Source organism: Streptosporangium sp. NPDC049248 (assembly GCF_040678965.1).
In the GTDB taxonomy this organism is placed as follows: domain Bacteria; phylum Actinomycetota; class Actinomycetes; order Streptosporangiales; family Streptosporangiaceae; genus Streptosporangium; species Streptosporangium fukuiense.
Genome location: NZ_JBFAQY010000002.1, coordinates 35,260 through 53,430, shown reverse-complemented (window position 1 = coordinate 53,430; position 18,171 = coordinate 35,260). Strand labels below are relative to the sequence as shown.

Below are 18,171 nucleotides of genomic sequence, written 5' to 3'. Positions count from 1 at the left end.
TCACCGGCGGTTGACGCGCGTGGCGCCAGCCCACAAGATCATGGTGCCTCCCTGGTCAGGAGGGGGCGTCGATTGAATATCGCTACCCATGACGAGGTGTGCCGATGCCCAAAGTCCCGTTACGGATCGCGTCCGCCGTCCTGCTGACGCTGGCCGCCCTGAACGTTCCCACCGCGTACGCCGCCGACGATGTCACCCCGGTCACGGTGACCGTCAACGCACGTGCCGCACTCGCCGCCGTCCCCGAAACCGGTATCGGTACCAACCATGCGATCTGGGACAGCCAGCTGGGCACCGACGAGACCGCCGACCTGCTCAAGGGCGCGGGTGTGAAGCTGCTGCGCTATCCCGGCGGCTCCTACTCCGACATCTACCACTGGGCCGACCACACCGCTCCCGGCGGCTACGTGGCTCCCAACACCGACTTCGACACCTTCATGCGCGGTGTGCGGCGCACCGGGGCGCAGGCGATGGTGACCGCCAACTACGGCACCGGCACCGCCGCCGAGGCCGCCGCCTGGGTCCGCTACGCCAACGTCACCAAGTCCTACGGCGTCAAGTACTGGGAGATCGGCAACGAGAACTACGGCAACGGCCACTACGGCGACCCCTGGGAGGCCGACGACCACGCCGACAAGAGCCCGGCCGAGTACGCCCGCCACGTCGTCGCGTACGCCGACGCGATGAAGGCGGTCGACCCGGGCATCAAGATCGGTGCGGTTCTGACCACGCCCGCCAACTGGCCCGACGGGCTGGTCGGCGGCGGCGACGAAGGAACCTGGAACAAGGTGGTCCTGTCGATCGCCGGACCGAAGATCGACTTTGTGATCCTGCACTGGTACCCCGGCGGCTTCGACAAGGCCGGCCAGGTCCCCGACATGATCCATCTCACCCGCCGGCAGATCGCCGAGTACGCGGGCCCCGGGTCGGAGCGGATCGGCATCTCGATGACCGAGTTCAACACCGGGAGCAACAGCAACGGCACGAACACCCAGCCCGGTGCGCTCGCCGCCGCCGACGCCTACGCGACGCTTCTCGCGAACGGCGTGTTCACCGTCGACTGGTGGAACACCCGCAACGGCATCGGCAAGGTCACGGAGGTCGAGGGACATACCGACTACGGCGATTTCGGCCTGCTGTCGAGCGGGACGTGCACCTCCGACGGCAGCGTGTGCGAGCCGGCGCTGAACACGCCCTTCGCGCCCTACTACGCGCTGCGGATGATGAGCGTGTTCGCCCGGCCAGGCGATCGGTTCGTCGGGGCCGCCAGCGACCAGGCGAAGGTCAGCGCGCATGCCGTCCGCCGCCCCAACGGCGATCTGGCGGTCCTGTTGATCAACACCTCGTCCGACACGTCGCTCCCCGTCACGATCGACTACTCCGGTTTCAACCCGGCCTCCGGGGCGCCGGCCGTGCTGACCCACACCAACGGCGCCACCGACATCGCCGGCTCGACCTCGGGGAGCGCGACCAGCCGGACGCTGCCGCCGCTGTCGCTGACCACGATCGTGGTGCGTCCCGCCTCGGCCCAGACCGGGTTGCCGGGTGCGCCGGGGCAGCCGACGGTCTCGAACGTGACGGACAGGACCGCCGTGATCTCCTGGCCCGCCGCCTCCGCCGGGACGCGTCCGGTCGTGAAGTACGAGGTCCACCGCCACAACGGAGCCGTCGGCGAGCAGCTCGGTGAGACCGCGGGCAACTCCTTCACCGTCGGCAACCTCAAGCAGGGCACGCGCTACACGGTCAACGTGATCGCGCGGGACAGCGGCGGCGGTGTCTCGCCGGCCTCGCCGCCTCTCACCTTCACGACCGGCACGCCCGCCTCCAGTTCCTGCGCGGTCCGGCTGACCGACCAGTCGGACTGGGGCAGCGGCTACGTCGGCGCCATCGACATCGTCAACAACGGCGCGCCGATCAACGGCTGGACTCTGAACTTCGACTGGCCCAGGACGTGGCAGAGCCTGGGCAGCGGCTGGAGCGCGGTCTGGACGCAGAACGGCTCGAACGTCAAGGTCGTCAACGAGCCCGGCAACGGCTCGCTGCCCACCGGCGCGTCGACCACGATCGGCTTCGTCGGCAACTACAGCGGCCCGAACGTCCTTCCCACCGTCTTCACCCTCAACGGAACCGTCTGCACGACGCGGTGACGCGCTCCCTGGCATGAGAGACTTCGTTGTCTCGTTCGGTGCGCCTCTTCGCGTTGATCGTTTTCTGGTTCAGGACGATCGCGACGACTGTGAGAGGGCCTCGACACGATGCAACTTCCTACTCCACTAGGAGCCTGCCTCCTAGTGGAGTATTCTCACAGGCGTGACCGAAGTTCCTCCACCACACATGCGCCAGCTCGCCGAGGTAGCAGCGATTGTGGCCGCCGTAGGCGCCACAGCTGATTGGCTGTACCACCTCAAGGGCGACATGTGCGCGCTGCGTGTGATCAAGGATGGCATCATCTCGGTTCCCGTCATGATCCCTGCCGACCCGGATCGTGACCCGGAGCTCTTCCGTGAAGCCCTCAAGCGCCTAGAGGCGGTCACAGAAAGGATGAGCCGATGAGCAAGACGATCACCTATGTCGTCACCTTTGAGAACGAGCGATGGGTCTCGCGCTGCCCCACCGGGGAGGTGGAAGGAGTCGGTGTGGCCCGCTCCTTGTCGCAGTTGGAGCGTGACTTGGCGGAGATTCACACCTGGGCCTGGCCTGAGAACACCCCTGGCGTGGAGTTCGTCTTCGATCTGCCCGAGGACGTGGCCGCGGTGGTGGCCGAATACAGCCGTGAGAAGGAGTTGGCCGAAGCTCACACCAAGCGCGTCGCGGAACTGGCCGTCAAGGCTGCAAAGGTGCTCACGAGCCACTGGTCGGAGCCGGACGCGGCACGTGTCATGGGCCTGTCCAAGCAGCGCGTCCACCAGTTAAAGGTCGGCGCCTGACGGTTATCGAACCCCTCTGTGTCACGATTAATCAGGACATAGAGGGGTGGCGTGAGCCGCTCGCACGCCGCGTGAACGGCCGCCGGCGGGTCAGCCGTCAGGCGCGGATCGCCGGCATCCGCGGCGCGGACTCCCACGGTGCGATGCTCGGCCTGACGACCCTGCTGAGCATGGCGTTCCTGGCCCTGGTCGCGTTCCTCGCGGGGGACCTCGCGCTGGCCGGCGAGATCACCGTCGGTGAGCTCGTGATGGTGGTCGGCCTGTCCCAGTACCTCGCCGAACCGATCGAGGTGGTCGGCGGCATCGGCGCCCAGGTGGCCCAGGCCCACGCCTCCGCTGGACGCGTCGCCGGTTACCTCGCCGGCCCGCCCCTGGTCGAGACCGGGGCCCGGACCCTTCCCGCCACCGGCGCCGTGCTGCGCCTGGAAAGCCTGACCGGTCGGCACCTGTCGGATCTGAGCGTCCTCTCCCGGCCCGGCGAGCTGCTGGGCCTGGCGATCGAGGACCCCGCGTGCGCGGGCGAGCTGATGGACGCCTTCGCCACCGGTTCGGCCTCGATCACACTGGACGGCGTCCCGCTCGACGAGCTCTCGATCCCGGCCCGGCGCGCGCACCTGGTGGCCGGTCCCCACCACGTCGACCTGTTCGAGGGAACCCTCCGCAGCAACATCGACCCGGCCCTCGCGCTCGACGACGACGAGCTCCACGCGACCCTGTCCGCCTCCGCCGCCGCCGACGTCGCCGCTCTCGACCCCGCGGGCACGGACCGGCCGGTCACCTCCGACGGGGCCGCCTACTCGGGCGGGCAGCGCCAGCGCATCGCGCTCGCCCGTGCTCTGGCCTCCCGGGCACCGATCCTGGTGCTGCACGATCCCACCACCGCGGTGGACGCCGTCACCGAACACCGGATCGCCGCCGGTATCCGCGGCCTGCGGCACCGGCCCGGGTCCCGGCTGACCACTTGGCTGGTGACCTGCTCACCCGCGCTCCTGGCACAGTGCGACCGGGTCCTGCTGGTCCGCGACGGCAAAGTGACGGCCGAGGGCGCCCACCGCGACCTGGCCACGGAACCGGACTACCGTGAGCTGGTGCTGCGATGACCCACGAACTGCTCCCCATCGCGTCCTGGCGCGACACCTTCCGGATCGCCCTGCGGCTGGTGTCCCGGCACCGACGGCCGCTGGCCGCCGCCACGGTCTCGTTCGTCCTGGTCGGCCTGTGTGCCCTGGTGCCGCCGTGGATGCTCGGCCGGATCGTCGACGCCGTCGTCGCCGGCGAGGCGTCGATCACGCCGTACGCCGCGGCCATCGCCGTGGCCGCGGTGCTGGGCGCCCTCTTCACCACGGCCTCGATCGCGTTCCTGGCCCGCGCGGGCGAGCCGGCGCTCGCCGAGCTCCGCGAGGAGGTCCTGGACACGGCCCTGCACCTCGACGCCCAGCGGCTTGAGGTCGCCGGGGCCGGTGACCTGATCTCCAGGGTCGGCGACGACGCCCGCGCCGTGGCGGACTCCCTGGGCGAGATCGTGCCCCTGCTGGTGAACTCGGTGGTCCTGGTCGGATTCACCTCGGTGGGCCTGTTCGCCCTGGACTGGCGGCTTGGGCTCGCAGGACTTGTCGCGGCGCCCTTCTACGTGCTGGGCCTGCGCTGGTACCTGCCCCGTTCGGGTCCGCTCTACCGCGAGGAACGCATCGCCCGGGGCGAGCTGACCGAAGCGCTCGTCGGCGGCCTGCACGGTGCGGCGACCCTGCGGGCCTTCGGCCACGAGGGCCGTCAGCTCAAGATCATCGATGATCGTTCGGCGCGGGCCAAGGACCTGAGCCTCACGGTGTTCCGGCTGCTGACCCGTTTCTTCGGCAGGTCCAACCGGGCCGAGCTCATCGGGCTCGGCTCGGTTCTCACCACCGGATTCCTGCTGGTGCGCGCGGACGCCGCATCTGTCGGTGCGGTCACCGCGGCCGCGCTCTACTTCCACCGGCTGTTCAACCCGATCGGCGCGCTGCTGCTCATCTTCGACTCGCTGCAGTCGACCGGCGCCGCCCTCGCCCGCCTCGTGGGCGTCACCCGACTCCCGCGTCCCGCTCAGCGGGAAAGCGCTCCCGCTGAGCCAGGCCCGCTGGCGCTCGACTCCGTCAGCCACTCCTACACACCCGGGCGCCCGGTGCTGGCCCCGACCTCGCTCACCATCGCCCCCGGCGAACGGATCGCCGTGGTCGGCGCCACCGGCGCGGGCAAGACCACACTCGGAGCGATCGCCCGTGGTGTCCTGACACCGACAGGCGGCTCGGTCTCGCTGGCCGGCCGTCCCTACGAGAGCATGCACCCCAGGGCGATCCGCACCCGGGTCGCCCTGGTCAGCCAGGACGTCCACGTCTTCGCGGGCACCCTGCGAGACGCCCTCACCCTGGCCGCCCCGGACCTGGACGACCGGCGACTGCTCGAAGCGCTACGGGCCGTGGGCGCCGACGGCTGGGCGGCGGCACTCCCCGGTGGTCTCGACACCCGGATCGGCGACGGAGGGCAGCCGCTCGCCCCCAACCAGGCACAACAGATCGCGCTGGCCAGGGTTCTGCTCGCCGACCCCTGGTTCGTCGTCCTCGACGAGGCGACCGCGGAAGCCGGCTCCGCCGGCGCCCGCGACCTGGAGAAAGCCGCGCTCGCGGCGACAGACGGCCGAGGCTCCCTCGTCATCGCCCACCGGCTCACCCAGGCCGAGACGGCTGACCGGATACTGGTTCTGCACGAAGGCACCGTGGTGGAGCAGGGAACCCACACCGAACTGCTCGCCCACGGCGGGCCGTACACCGAACTCTGGCAGGCCTGGTCGGGCGAAGCCGACCGCTAGACACGGCGCGGCCAGGCGGCGACCTTCTCGCAGGCTCATCCGCCTCGGCGTGCCAAGCCTCGAAGACCACGCCGGCTGGTTGAGCGTCCTTATCGGGGGTCGGCTCGTTGGCGCAGAGGTGACCTGCCGCTTCGAGGGCGGGGCGGCCGGCCATGCCGGGCGGCAGCGGTGCCTGGGGCACGCAGGCCACCGCGCCGATCATGAAGTCGGCCAGGATCGGCAACGGTAGCGACACGGCCCAGCCGTCGGCCGACGGGGCGGCCTGCGCCCATCGCCAATACATCCTGCGCTCTGCGCTAACGACATGGGGAATCCGGCGTCGCAAAATTGCCTGCGCGTCACCTTATGAACAACTGTCACGCACGGCATTTCACGCGGAGATCAAGATCATGAGTCTCAGAAAAACGACGATCGGCGCGGTCATCGCGGCCGCGTTCGGCACCGCGGTGATCTTCACCGCCACCACCGCCTCGGCTTCCCGTCAGACGACCGAAACGCCCGCCACGGTCTGCGGCCCGGGTTACCAGGTCGAGCGCCGGGCCTCGTTCACCGGTGGTGTCGCTTACCTGCTCTACAACTCCAGCAAGCAGAACGCCTGCGCGGTGACGTTCAAGACCAAGGACGTGGGCACACGTACCTTGGTCTGGTCGGCGGTGGACGTAAAGGGAGCGGGAGTGGTGAAGAACGAGGAGATCACGCCCCTGCATACCGTGCCCGTTTACCATGCGGCCCCGACCAATTCCTGGGTGAAGTTCTCCGGCGGCACCAAAACCGCCGACTCCGGCGGCGGGTACGAGCAGATCAAGTAACAGCTTCGTCCCCGGACGCTCGGCGTCCGGGGACGCCCGTGGGGCGACACGCTTGACCGCGTACCGGGGGCATGGTCGAGGAAGCCGGCGAAGGCCGGCTCACGCATCCCGCGACCGGGTAGAACGCCTCACCCCGTCCTCGTCTTCGGCGATGATCTGCCGGCGACGGTCTCGCGGGCTCATGCCGTAGGCGGCGCGGTAGGCGCGGCTGAACTCGGCTGCGGTCCTGAACCCCCACCGGACGCCGATCTCGCCGATCGGCCGGCTCCGCAGCCGCGGGTGGGTGAGGTCGGCGTGGCAGCGTTCCAGTCTGCGCCGGCGGATCGTGGCGCTCACGGTCTCCGGCTGTCGCTGAAACAGCACGTGCAGGGTCCGCACGGAGATGTGGTGGTGCGCGGCGATGGCCGAGGGCCCCAGGTCGGGGTCGCCGAGATGGTGGTCGATGAAGGCGTCGATGCGCGCGGCCAGCGCCCGGTGACGGCTCTCGGCCGGCAGGGCGTGGTCGGCGCCGAGGCGGCCGGCGAGGAATGCCGCGGCCAGGTCGAGCCCGATCGTGCCCAGCCGGGGCAACTCCGCCGGGTCGCAGTCGGCGGCGTGCTCGCGCAGGCCGGTGAGGTAGCGGGCCAGCATCGCCCCGGTACCGGTCCGGGCGGGGAGCTTGTGCGCCAGCAGGCGCCCCACATGGCTCCGGGGCAGGGGCAGTGCGTCCCGCGGTATGAACAGGAACGTCACCTGGGTGAGCCGGCCGACGTCGAGGAAGTCGGTGGCGAAGGGGTAGGAGGTGTCGAACAGCGCGATGTCGCCGGCCTCCAGGCAGGAGACGTTGCGGCGCTGCTCCAGCCGTACCGGACTGCCGTGGACCAGGAATAGCTGGTAGCTCTCGGGGTCGTGCCGCCTGACGTGGGTCGGCGTGCGCCGGCCCGTCATCGGCGACACCGTGAACTCGGACACCCGCGCGCCCGCCAGGTCGACGGAGTGCGCCCTGCCGTGGAAGTCGTCGGCGTGTTCGGTGGAAAGCGACGTGGGCACGATCTCGTGCCCGGACATGTGCGCCCACCACTCCAGGCGATCCTTCCTCGGCACGAGGTCGGTGGACACGGAGACCACAGGGCTCTGTTCGACCGTACGGTGGATCCAGGAGGTTCCGTACGAGTGATCGCACACTGCCTCTACGCTCTCGGCCACTGTCCAAGGGTCCACAACCCTGGTCCCGGCCGCAAGACCAACGGCGTCCCGACCGCCTGCGCTCCCGCCGTTCCGGCCGGCCTCCTGCTCCGCCCCTCGCGCAGGCCGACGCCTCACCTGCCGGCAAAGACCGCCCTAACCGCCTGACAAAGCACTACTGGCGTCCGAACGGCATCGAGCATGTGGTCAGCGAACGCCTCGATCACCGCTTGCCCCGGCTGTGCCCATAGGTGAACAGGCCGACAGGTCATGGGTGATCCGTGCTGTCAACGCCGGCGGCGGCCGGACCTTAAAGGTCCGGCCGCCGCCGGTCTGACCGGAGACTACTTCCAGGTGTCGTTGCTGGTGTGGGTTCCGCTCGCGGGGGTGGTGAGGGTCCGGTTGGCACCGGACTCCCAGGTGACGGTGCCGTCGGGGTTCTTCTTGATGTACTTGTACTCGACGGCGGTGCTGGGAGGCAGGTTGACCGCTACCCGCCAGATCGGGTAGTCGGCCGAGGACAGGGCGATCGCCTGGCCGGGGTTCCAGCCGCCGAGTGCGGGGATATTGCCGACGACGAAGACGTTCTGGCCGTAGTAGGTGGTGACGTTGGCGTTGAAGGACGTGGCGACCTGGGAGGTGACGGTGTCGCCGCGGAAGGTCTCGGCGACGGTGTGGGTTCCGCTCGCCGGGGTGGTGAAGGTGCGGTCGGCACCCGACTCCCAGGTCACGGCACCCGCGGCGGTCTTCTTGATGAACTTGTACTCCACCGCGGTGGACTTGGGCAGGTCGATCACGGCGCTGAACACGTTGCCGCCCTGGGCGGGCAGCTTGACCGCGTCGGCCGGGGCCCAGGAGCCGAGGGCGGCGAGGTTGCCGACCACGTAGAGGTCCTGGCCGCTCGCCGGGGTGGCGCTGACGGTGAACGTGGTGGCGATCTCGTCGGTGGCCGACGGCGGGATGTAGGTGTCGGTGCAGGCGTGGGTGCCGCTCGCGGGAGTGGTGAAGGTCCGGTTCGCGCTCTCCTGCTCCACCACGGTCGAGCCGTTCTTGATCAGGTACTTGTAGGAGATCGCGGTCGAGGCCGGGAGCTGGACCTCGGCGGTGTGGCCGCCGCCGTTCGCGGTGAGCGCGACGGAGCCGGCGGGGTCGCCGCCGCCGAGCGCCGGGGTGTTGCCGACGACGTGCAGGGTCTGGCCGGCGGACAGGGAGGCCGTCACGGTGAACGTGGTGGCGACCTTGACGGTGCTGGTGGTGGCCTTGGCGTTGACGTGGACGGCGACCGCGTTGTTGGCGGGGATCGTGACGGTGGCCTTGCCGCCGGAGACGGTGACCGTGGTGCCGCTGCAGCCGGATCCGGTGGGTGCGCCGGAGATGACGTCGCAGTACTCGCCGTCGGCCAGGCCGGTGGTGAACTCGGCGGTGGCGGCGCTGCCGGAGTCGTTGATGCCGATCCAGGCGCGGTCGCCGCGGCGGAAGCCGATGACGTTGCCGTTGACGGCCTTGAAGTCCGAGACGGACTTGACGGACTTGGCGGCGTTGGCCCAGCCGACCATGCCCTTGATGCCGGTGGACTGGGTCAGGCAGTTCCAGTTGCTTCCGCAGGAGGTGTCGGTCACGTATCCGCTGCCGTTGGCCGGCGGGGACTGGTTGCGGTTGGACCAGGTGAAGCTGTCGTAGACCGAGGGCTTGCCGTGCGGGTAGGCCAGCACGAAGTAGTTGGCGAGGGTGTAGTCGCTGCCGTTCTTGTAGGACAGCACGACGCCGTCTCGCTCCAGGTCGTGGTTGGTGACCATGGCGAAGACATTGGCGCTGGGGGCGTCGAGGTTCCAGTTGCCGATGCCGGCGAGGTTGGAGATCGATCCCTGGAAGTTGGCCCTGATGCCCTTGGCGTAGGCGAAGTCCAGGACGTCGCCGTTGCCGATGAACGCCCGTGCCTTGAGGTTGTCGTTGCCGGCGCCGTCGAAGATCTCTTGGGCGACGTACGGGCGCTTGTTCTCGGCGACGGTGTTGTTCACCTTGCTGAGGATCGCGGCGAAGTCCTCCTTCTTGATGTGCTTGACCGCATCGACGCGGAATCCGTCGACGCCGAGCCCGACAAGGTCGTTCAGGTAGGCCGCGATCTTGTTGCGGACGGATTCCTTCTCGGTGTACAGGTCCGACAGCGACAACAGCTCGCAGCTGGTCACCTGGGACTCGTTGTTCCAGTCGTTGATGCCGCCGCCGGTCGGGCAGTTGTCGCCCGGGCGGTGGAAGTCGCCGTTGCCGTACGGGACGGCCGGGTAGCTGTAGCCGGTGAAGGACGTTCCGGCGTAGCCGGTCACGCCGCCGGGGTTGTTCGTCCCCGCCATGTGGTTGACGACCGCGTCCACGTAGACGCGTACGCCCGCGTTGTGGCAGGCCGTCACCATCGAGGCGAACTGGGCCCGGTCACCGAACCGGGAGTCGAGCTTGTAGGAGACCGGCTGGTACACCTCGTACCACGGATGTACCCCGTCACTGCTGTTGGGAAGGCTGACCGACTCCTGCGGCGGCGCGACCTGGACCGCGCCGTACCCGGCAGGTCCGAGATGGTTCGTGCACGCCGCGGAGACGGACTTCCAGTTCCATTCCCACAGGTTGGCCGTCACCTCGCTGTCGTTCAACGTGACGGCGGCGTTCGCGGGAGGCACGGCGACCACGGCGGTCACCGGGGTGACGCCGCACATGGCGACCGCGGCGGCGAGGAGGACATGACGGATTCTGCTGCGCAGGCGTGACCTAGATCGTTCCATGGGGGGATGGACCTACTTCCGAGGACGAAGGTGCGCTTTGAGGCGGAGGACGGCCGTCCGTGTAGCAGAACAATCTTTGATCCCTGCAAGGATTTCAATAGCTTTCAGCAAGATTTATGAAACTTGCCGGTAACAGAGCCGTCGCTTACATTCCAGCGTCACCGGTGACCCGAGCACGGTGTCGGCAAACCGGGACGCCGTCGCCACCGGTCTCCGGCGGGTGACGCCGGGGCGTGGTGCTCTTCCAGGGTTCGGCGGAACAGGGCGGGCGGGACCCGAAGCGACGACCTACGGACCACAGGTCCGGTGACGGCTTTCGGCGGTGCCGCCACGGTCTTGTGGTGCGGGGCCCGGTTCCGCCACAGTTGCTCGCGGGGGCGTATGTCACCGACACCCGGGAGAACCGGGCGTCCAACACAGGAGGCGGGGGCGGATGGACACGATCGTCGGGGTGCACGGTATCGGTAAGTACCGTTACTACCGCGACGCGGGTAACTCGGTCGGCGGCGCGGCCGCCGCGATGCGCGACAAGTGGGACCGCTACCTGCACAAGGGCCTGACCGGCGGCAAGCCGTACGCCAAGGAGCGCTACATCACCGAGATCGCCTACTACGCCCACCTGCTGGGTGAGAGCAAGGACGACTCTCCACGCGCGGTGCGGAGCATGAACGTCGGCGCCCAGGAGGTCTTCGTCGCCTGGGCCAAGCAACTCGACTCGGTGGGGGAGGGGCTGACCGGCGCCCTGCACCGGATGACCGGCTGGCTGCTGGACCGGCTGCAGAGCAACGCCGTCGACTTCGCCAACTTCTTCTGTCCCGAGGTCGCCGCCTACATGGCGGCCGGGAGCGAGGCGCGCGAGAAGTCGAGGGCGGCCGTGGCCGAGGTGATCAGACGGAACCGGCCCAAGGTGGTGATCGCGCACTCGCTGGGCAGCGTGGTGACCTACGAGACGCTCTGGGCCAACCCCGACCTGGAGGTCGACCTGCTGATCACCCTGGGCAGCCCGCTGGGCATGCGCAATGTGATCTTCGAGCGCCTGATGCCCGCACCGGTCAACGGCTGGGGCGAGCGGCCCCGCAAGGTCAGGCGGTGGGTGAACATCGCCGACAAGGACGACATCGCGGCGATCCCGCCGGGGCTGCGGACCTGCTTCACCGGCGTCGACCAGGAGGCGCTGGTCAACCTCGACTGGCTTGACTTCCACACCGCGGAGAAATACCTGGGCTGCGGCGCCCTCAACTCCCACCTCAAGCCCTACCTGGGATGAGCCGACCGCCGCGGCCACCATGGGGAGCCCGGCCTTCGCCTCGATGTCCCCCGCTCGACCATCGCGGGTAGCGCACTCGCCTGTGCGACGGCTGTTCATCCGGCCTTGATGCGCAGGTCATGGCGGGGAAAGCTGGAGCGGCTGCACTGGGGGTGTGGAGCAGAAGCTGTCACGCAGAGTGTTTCTTTCCGCCGCCGCCGGTGCGGGCGGCCTGTTGCTCACCGGGGCTGGGCACGGCCCGGCCCGGACCCTCGCTCGCGACCCGTTCACGCTCGGCATCGCCTCCGGAGACCCGTCGGCGGACGGCGTCGTGCTGTGGACCAGGCTCGCCCTCGACCCGCTCGGCCCGGACGGCCGGGGCGGGATGCCGACCAGGGACGTGGACGTCGAATGGCAGCTCGCCACCGACGAGCGGTTCGCCAGGGTGGTCCGCGCGGGTACCGAGACCGCGCGCCGGCAGCGGGCGCACAGTGTCCACGTCGAGGTGGATCACCTGGAGCCCGGCCGGGAGTACTTCTACCGCTTCCGGGCCGAGGGCCACCTGTCGCCGACCGGCCGCACCCGCACCGCCCCGTCCGCCGTGTCCACTGTGTCTTCATCGTCCCCGCTGACCTTCGCCGTCGCCGCCTGCGCCCACTACGAGCACGGTTTCTACACGGCATACCGGAGGCTGGCCGAGCAGGATCCCGAGCTGGTCGTCCACCTGGGCGACTACATGTACGAGTACGCGCCACGGGGGTACACGGCCCTCGCCGGGAGCGTGCGGCAGCACACCTCGGGCACCTGCGCCACGCTGGCCGACTACCGGACGCGGCACGCGCAGTACAAGAGCGACGCCGACCTGCAGGCGGCGCACGCGGTCGCGCCGTGGCTGGTGGCCTTCGACGACCACGAGATCGAGAACAACTGGGCGGGAGAGGTCTCCAGTTCCGGGGACCCGGCGTTCGCCCGGCGCAGGGCCAACGCCTTCCAGGCATACTACGAGAACATGCCGTTGCGCCGGGCGAGCGTGCCCGGCGGGGCGTCGATGCGGGTCCACCGCCGGGTGGACTGGGGGCCGCTGGCCCGCTTCCACCTGCTCGACACCCGGCAGTTCCGCGACGACCAGGCCTGTGAGGACGGGCTCAGGTCCGGTTGCGACGACAGGCTGGCCACCGGCCGCACCCTGCTCGGCGCGGACCAGCGGAACTGGCTGCTCGACGGCCTCGCGAGCTCCGGCGCCCGCTGGAACCTGGTCGGCCAGCAGATCCTGATGGCCCAGCGGGACTCCAAGGTCGGGCCGGGCACCGAGGTCAACATGGACTCCTGGGACGGCTACGCCGCCGAGCGCACCCGCCTGCTGACCGGATTCCGGGACTCGGGCGCGGCCAATCCGGTGGTGCTGACCGGAGACGCGCACATGCACCACGCGGCGGACCTGAGGCTCGACTTCGACGACCCGGACTCGCCCCGGGTCGCGGTGGAGCTCGTCACCTCCTCGATCGCCAGCGACGGCGACGGCTATCGCGACGAGAGCCGGATCGCCGCGACGATCGCCGAGAACCCGCACATCTCCTACCTCGACCAGCGGCGCGGCTACATCGTCTGCCGGGTCACGGCACAGGAGTTGCACGCCGATTTCCGCACGCTCGACCACATCAGCAGGCGCGGCGCTCCGGCGAAGACCGGCGCCCGGTTCACCATTCCGGCAGGACAGACGGCACTGACCTAAAGCGCCAGAGGAATTTCTGCAAAGTTGTTGGATGATGCCGCTTATGAGTCCCCTCACCACGAGGCTCAGCGCCGCGGCTCTCGCCGTGGCGCTGTGCGGCACCCTCCTCGTCCAGAGTCCCGCCCCAGCCGCCGGATCCGCCCTATCCGCCGTGGCGACCACCGCGGCGCCCAACGACTTCAGGTACGTGATCTCCTTCCCCAAGCACGTCCGCCGGGGCGGATCCCTCGTCTACACGATCAAGGTCCGCAACGCCAAGGCCAAGGGCCAGCACTACGTGGCGCTCGTCGGAGACTTCTCCACCCGGTTCCGCAAGATCAAGGTGATCTCCAAGCCGCGCAGCGTCAAGTGCTCCGTCAAGCGCCGTGACCTGTCGTGCTGGGTCACCTCCCTGGACAGGGGCGACTCGACGACGGTACAGGTCCGCGCCTGGGCGGGCTCGCGCCGGGGCACCGCCACGGCCAAATTCGGGGCGATCGTCACCACCGACGGGAAGGCCGACATCCGTAAGCTCCACAAGGAGATTCGCTACACCATCAAGACCAGAACGCGTATCCGTTAGCCTCCCGGTGGACCGGGGGCGTGCGGCCGGGCTCTCCGGCCTCCCGGCCCCGGGACCCGTCACCTGGAACCGGCGCCGGCGCCGCCACCCGCCTTCCGCCGGAGCGAACGGTCAGATCCCGGCGCGCTTCCGGGGACGGGTGGGAGTGCCGTTCGGCTTTGACGTCGTGCCGGTCTGCAGGAAGTTCTCGATCACCAGGGTGGCCGCGCCCAGTGCGACGGAGTCGACGCCGAGGCGGCCCAGGCCGATGGAGACCGTCTTGTACGGCTGCGCCAGGCAGTTGTCCGCGGCGACCTTCCTGATCCTCGGCAGCAGGTGCTCGCCGAGCAGCACGCCGGCCCAGCCGCCGATGATGATCCGCTCGGGGTTGAACAGGTTGATCAGGTTGGCCAGGCCGACGCCCAGGTAGGTGACGGTCTCGTCGATGACGGGGGAGTCGCCGGCCACCAGTTCGGCCAGCGCGGCCTGCTCGTCGACGCTCTCCGTCCAGACCCCGGCACGTTCCAGAATGCCCCTGGCCCCCACGTACGCCTCCAGACAGCCCGCTCCGCCGCAGCGGCACCGGTGCCCGCCGACCATGATCTTCGTGTGGCCCCATTCGCCGGCGCTGCTGTTGGCCCCCAGGTACGTGGTCCCGTCGGTGATGATGCTCGCCCCGACCCCCGAGCCGATCAGCACCACCACGGCGTGCCTGGCCCTGCGCCCGACGCCGAACCACAGCTCGGCCTGCCCCATCGACTTGGCGCCGTTGTCCACGAAGAGCGGCAGGTCGGTGCCCGCCCGCAGGAGCCTGCCGAGGGGGACCGCGTCCCACCCGAAGGTCGGGGCGTGGATCAGGGCGTCGGGCCCCGTCTCGACGACGCCGGGAACGCCCACCCCCACGCCGAGCACCCGCTCGGCGGGCACGCCGCTCTCGTTCAGGACCACCTCGATGCCCTCGATGATGTGGCGGACGACCAGATCGACGTCGTGCCGGGTCGGGCGGAGCGCGTACTCCGCCCTGGCCTGCCGGTTCATGTCCAGGTCGAAGAGTTCGACGTGCACGTGCGTCTCGCCGACGTCGACGCCGATGGCGTAGCCGTGGGTGGTGTTGACCCGTAGCAGCACGCGCGGCCTGCCTCCGTCGGAGTCGGCCAGGCCCGCCTCGACGATGGTCCCGCTCGCCAGCAGGTCTCCCGTCACGTTGCTCACGGTGGCCGGGCTGAGCCCGATGGTCTCGCTGAGCTCCTGGCGGCTGGCGGGTCCCTCGAAGTAGAGGGCGCGCAGCACTATCGCCCGGTTGCCTCGGCGTAGGTCGCGGACGGTCCTGTGCTGTGCGTCGAACATGACCATCATCTTAGGTAGCGCGTCGAAGAAAACGGTCGTCTACCGGGGCGAGGACGAGTTCGTGAGGGCGTAACCGAACAGGGTGTCCTTGGCGGCGGTGGCCAGTGTCCTCGCCGTCGACGGGCGGATACCGGGGTAGGGGCCTTTCCGCACGGTCCCGCGCAGCAGGGTGAGCCTGCCGTCGCGCGGGGCGGCGACGACCAGACCGCGGCCCGCGACCGTGGCCAGGGCCCCGCCGAAGTCGCCGCCCTCGCCGGTGATCAGCAGGTTGCCGCTCCTGGTGAGCCCGCCGGAGCGGGTACCCGCGAGCACCTGGACGGCGTTCTCGCCCGGCACCCCGATCGCCAGCTCGTCGTCGCCGTCGCCGTTGAGGTCTCCGGCGGCGAGGGCGGCGCCGAAGCGGTCGAAGTAGCGCGGTTCCCCCTTCAGGGAGCGCTGCGACCAGGCTTCCGAGACCGTCGTGCGCAGCCCGGCGCGGGAGCCGTAGACGACGTGCACCGTGCCGTCGCCGTAGTCCATCGCCCGCTGGTTCTCGGTCAGGCCCTCGCCCGGTACGCCGATCGCCAGGTCGGCGTGGCCGTCGGCGTCGAAGTCCCCGGCCCCCAGCGCCTCACCGAAGAAGTCCCAGGCCTCGGCGCGGCCGCTGATCCCCGGGCTGTCCTGGGTGAGCAGGGTCGCCTTCCGCCGCCGGACGTCGAGCACGGTGACCGAGCCCTGGCCGTTCCTCAGGACCGTGTCCGCGGGCGCGCCCACGGCGACCTCGGCCCGTCCGTCGCCGTCGAAGTCGCCGGTGGCGAGCACCGCGCCGAACTGGTCGGTCTCCTTCTCGGGCTGTCCCACCCAGCCGGTCCTCTGTGTGATCGTGTACGGCTCGCGTCCGCCGAACCCGTACACCCCGACCGCGCCGCCGCCCAGCCCCGGGGCGCCGATCACCAGCTCGTCGTCCCCGTCTCCGTCCAGGTCCCCCGCCGTGAGCGCGGCCCCGAACCGGCCGGAGTCGCGCTCGCGGCCCAGATCCCCGGCGTCGATCACCCTGCCGGGCCGCAGGCCGCCCGGCGAGCCGTGGAACAACAGCACCACTCCGTCGCCGTCGGCTCCCGGCCGGGACCGGTTCTTCTCGGAGACGCCCACGGCCAGGTCGGCGCAGCGGTCGCCGTCGAAGTCGCCGGTCGCCAGCGCCGAGCCGAACGCGTCCCCGGTCTCGCTCTCGCCGGGCACGCCGGGCTCGTCCTGGGTCAGCCTGTGGGGGGTGCGCAGGTCGTACAGGACGGTGACCGCCCCCGCGCGGGCGTGGCCGCCGGAGCGGGTGTGGGGCGCGGCGACCGCGAGATCGGCCCGTCCGTCGCCGTCGAAGTCGGAGGGTACACCGGAGCAGGCGCTCGCGCCGGAGACGGCCGAGGAGGGGGAGGTGGAGACCAGAAGGGAGGTGAGGGCGATGGAGACGAGAAACACGGCTCTCATAACCGCGATGATTTCCGATAATTCGGACACGCGACCCACAAGGATATGAAATTCACGTGGCCGGTACGGGTAAAGAACGTGCCAGGATTGGAAGCATGGAAATCGACCTGGCCGACCTGGGATTCTGGCGGCGGCCGCTCAAGGAGCGGCATGAGGCGTTCGCGCGGCTTCGGGATCTCGACCGGCCGGTGTTCTTCGAGGAGAAGCGGGTGCCGCTGCTCCGCTCGGGCAGGGGTTTCTACGCGCTGGTCAGGCACGCCGACGTGGTGGAGGCCAGCCGCAACGCCAAGGTGTTCTCCAGCGAGCCCGGCGTGACCAGCCCCGAGCCGCCCGGCTGGGTCAAGCACGTGTTCGGCGAGTCCATGGTCAACATGGACGACCCCCGGCACGCCCGGCTCCGCCGCATCGTCTCCCGCGCGTTCAGCCCGAAGATGCTGAGCAACCTGCAGGGCGACATCGACGCCGCGTGCGCGCGGATCGTCGACGACGTGACGGCCTCGGGGCCCGGCGGCGACTTCGTCACCCAGGTGGCCGCCCGGCTGCCCATCCACGTCATCTGCGACATGATGGGCATCCCCGACGAGGTGCGGGCCAGGGTCCACCAGCACGTCGACATCTCCACCGCCTACTCCGGCGTGCGGCCCAGCCTGGCGCACACGGTCAGGATGGCCGCCCAGAACACGCTCGCGCTGCTCGCCCTGCAGCGCCTGGTGATCAACCTGGGCAGGGAACGCTCGGGGACACCGGGCAGCGACCTCGTCTCCGCGCTGGTCACCGCCAACGTCGACGGTGAGAGGCTGACCGACAGGGAGCTGGGATCGTTCTTCACGCTCCTGCTCGTGGCGGGCAACGAGACAGCCCGCAACACCATGGCGCACGGTATCAAGCTGCTGACCGACAACCCCGAGCAGCGGCGCCTGCTGACAGACGACTTCGACGCCCACATCGGCGGCGCCATCGAGGAGATGGTCCGCTACGTCTCACCCATCATGCAGTTCCGCCGGACCGTCACCGAGGACTACGACCTGCGCGGCCTGCAGTTGAAGGCGGGCGACAAGGTGGTGCTCTTCTACGGCTCGGCCAACCGCGACGAGACGGTGTTCCCGGACGCCGACCGGTTCGACATCACCCGGGACACCAAGCCCCACGTGGGCTTCGGCGGTCCGGGACCGCACTTCTGCCTGGGAGCCAACCTCGCCAGGCAGGAGATCAGGGCGATGTTCCGCGAGCTGCTCACCCGGCTGCCCGAGATCCGCTCGGTCGGCGAGCCGGAACTGCTGGTGTCCAACTTCGACAACAGTGTCCGCAGCCAGGCGTTCACCTTCTGA

14 protein-coding genes are annotated in these 18,171 nt (G+C 69.8%); 10 read left to right on the top strand and 4 right to left on the bottom strand.

Annotated features, from left to right (window positions below; all coding sequences use genetic code 11):
• Positions 1 to 104 precede the first annotated feature (104 nt).
• From AB0K21_RS04165 to AB0K21_RS04140, 6 genes are all read left to right on the top strand, one after another.
• Complete coding sequence (locus tag AB0K21_RS04165; RefSeq protein ID WP_364147699.1) at positions 105 to 2,147, top strand: cellulose binding domain-containing protein; 2,043 nt, start codon at positions 105 to 107, stop codon at positions 2,145 to 2,147.
• 163 nt (positions 2,148 to 2,310) lie between these two features.
• A complete protein-coding gene (locus tag AB0K21_RS04160) occupies positions 2,311 to 2,553 on the top strand; it encodes a hypothetical protein (RefSeq protein WP_343966641.1) in 243 nt (80 codons plus the stop codon).
• The gene (locus AB0K21_RS04155; RefSeq protein ID WP_343966639.1) at positions 2,550 to 2,927 is read left to right on the top strand and encodes a hypothetical protein; all 378 of its coding nucleotides are present in this window, start codon (positions 2,550 to 2,552) and stop codon (positions 2,925 to 2,927) included. Before AB0K21_RS04160 ends, AB0K21_RS04155 begins: the two co-directional genes overlap by 4 nt.
• Positions 2,928 to 2,998: 71 nt before the next feature.
• Positions 2,999 to 4,027 carry an ABC transporter ATP-binding protein gene (locus AB0K21_RS04150; protein ID WP_343966637.1) on the top strand — a complete coding sequence of 343 codons (1,029 nt, stop codon included), beginning with the start codon at positions 2,999 to 3,001 and terminating at the stop codon, positions 4,025 to 4,027.
• On the top strand, positions 4,024 to 5,769 hold the full coding sequence (locus tag AB0K21_RS04145) for an ABC transporter ATP-binding protein (RefSeq protein WP_343966635.1): 1,746 nt from the start codon (positions 4,024 to 4,026) through the stop codon (positions 5,767 to 5,769). The genes AB0K21_RS04150 and AB0K21_RS04145 overlap by 4 nt, the downstream gene beginning before the upstream one ends.
• A 152-nt stretch (positions 5,770 to 5,921) precedes the next feature.
• Entirely contained in the window at positions 5,922 to 6,578 is a 657-nt protein-coding gene (locus tag AB0K21_RS04140) for a hypothetical protein (protein WP_343966633.1), read from the top strand.
• A 99-nt stretch (positions 6,579 to 6,677) separates the two neighbouring features.
• On the opposite strand, the gene AB0K21_RS04135 is transcribed toward AB0K21_RS04140, so the two are convergent.
• Entirely contained in the window at positions 6,678 to 7,676 is a 999-nt protein-coding gene (locus AB0K21_RS04135) for a helix-turn-helix domain-containing protein (protein ID WP_343966631.1), read from the bottom strand.
• 410 nt (positions 7,677 to 8,086) lie between these two features.
• Positions 8,087 to 10,516 carry a carbohydrate-binding module family 20 domain-containing protein gene (locus AB0K21_RS04130; RefSeq protein WP_364147693.1) on the bottom strand — a complete coding sequence of 810 codons (2,430 nt, stop codon included), beginning with the start codon at positions 10,514 to 10,516 and terminating at the stop codon, positions 8,087 to 8,089.
• A 433-nt stretch (positions 10,517 to 10,949) separates the two neighbouring features.
• Here AB0K21_RS04130 and AB0K21_RS04125 point away from each other — a divergent pair, with 433 nt between their 5' ends.
• From AB0K21_RS04125 to AB0K21_RS04115, 3 genes are all read left to right on the top strand, one after another.
• On the top strand, positions 10,950 to 11,783 hold the full coding sequence (locus tag AB0K21_RS04125) for a hypothetical protein (RefSeq protein WP_343966626.1): 834 nt from the start codon (positions 10,950 to 10,952) through the stop codon (positions 11,781 to 11,783).
• A 154-nt stretch (positions 11,784 to 11,937) separates the two neighbouring features.
• Positions 11,938 to 13,494 carry an alkaline phosphatase D family protein gene (locus AB0K21_RS04120; RefSeq protein WP_343966623.1) on the top strand — a complete coding sequence of 519 codons (1,557 nt, stop codon included), beginning with the start codon at positions 11,938 to 11,940 and terminating at the stop codon, positions 13,492 to 13,494.
• Between the two features lie 43 nt (positions 13,495 to 13,537).
• Complete coding sequence (locus AB0K21_RS04115) at positions 13,538 to 14,056, top strand: hypothetical protein (RefSeq protein ID WP_343966621.1); 519 nt, start codon at positions 13,538 to 13,540, stop codon at positions 14,054 to 14,056.
• 111 nt (positions 14,057 to 14,167) lie between these two features.
• On the opposite strand, the gene AB0K21_RS04110 is transcribed toward AB0K21_RS04115, so the two are convergent.
• Together AB0K21_RS04110 and AB0K21_RS04105 are read right to left on the bottom strand one after the other, a co-directional pair.
• Positions 14,168 to 15,382 (bottom strand): ROK family transcriptional regulator, encoded by a 1,215-nt coding sequence (locus AB0K21_RS04110; protein ID WP_343966619.1) that lies wholly within the window; start codon positions 15,380 to 15,382, stop codon positions 14,168 to 14,170.
• A gap of 39 nt (positions 15,383 to 15,421) precedes the next feature.
• The gene (locus tag AB0K21_RS04105) at positions 15,422 to 16,843 is read right to left on the bottom strand and encodes an FG-GAP repeat protein (RefSeq protein ID WP_364147689.1); all 1,422 of its coding nucleotides are present in this window, start codon (positions 16,841 to 16,843) and stop codon (positions 15,422 to 15,424) included.
• 95 nt (positions 16,844 to 16,938) lie between these two features.
• Here AB0K21_RS04105 and AB0K21_RS04100 point away from each other — a divergent pair, with 95 nt between their 5' ends.
• On the top strand, positions 16,939 to 18,171 hold the full coding sequence (locus AB0K21_RS04100; protein ID WP_364147687.1) for a cytochrome P450: 1,233 nt from the start codon (positions 16,939 to 16,941) through the stop codon (positions 18,169 to 18,171).

Bases quoted from the DNA above. Each gene is read 5' to 3' on its own strand.
- AB0K21_RS04165 (WP_364147699.1), top strand. From the start codon at position 105: ATGCCCAAAGTCCCGTTACGGATCGCGTCCGCCGTCCTGCTGACGCTG.
- AB0K21_RS04155 (WP_343966639.1), top strand. From the start codon at position 2,550: ATGAGCAAGACGATCACCTATGTCGTCACCTTTGAGAACGAGCGATGG.
- AB0K21_RS04145 (WP_343966635.1), top strand. From the start codon at position 4,024: ATGACCCACGAACTGCTCCCCATCGCGTCCTGGCGCGACACCTTCCGG.
- AB0K21_RS04140 (WP_343966633.1), top strand. From the start codon at position 5,922: ATGCCGGGCGGCAGCGGTGCCTGGGGCACGCAGGCCACCGCGCCGATC.
- AB0K21_RS04130 (WP_364147693.1), bottom strand. From the start codon at position 10,516: ATGGAACGATCTAGGTCACGCCTGCGCAGCAGAATCCGTCATGTCCTC.
- AB0K21_RS04125 (WP_343966626.1), top strand. From the start codon at position 10,950: ATGGACACGATCGTCGGGGTGCACGGTATCGGTAAGTACCGTTACTAC.
- AB0K21_RS04115 (WP_343966621.1), top strand. From the start codon at position 13,538: ATGAGTCCCCTCACCACGAGGCTCAGCGCCGCGGCTCTCGCCGTGGCG.
- AB0K21_RS04110 (WP_343966619.1), bottom strand. From the start codon at position 15,382: ATGTTCGACGCACAGCACAGGACCGTCCGCGACCTACGCCGAGGCAAC.
- AB0K21_RS04105 (WP_364147689.1), bottom strand. From the start codon at position 16,843: ATGAGAGCCGTGTTTCTCGTCTCCATCGCCCTCACCTCCCTTCTGGTC.
- AB0K21_RS04100 (WP_364147687.1), top strand. From the start codon at position 16,939: ATGGAAATCGACCTGGCCGACCTGGGATTCTGGCGGCGGCCGCTCAAG.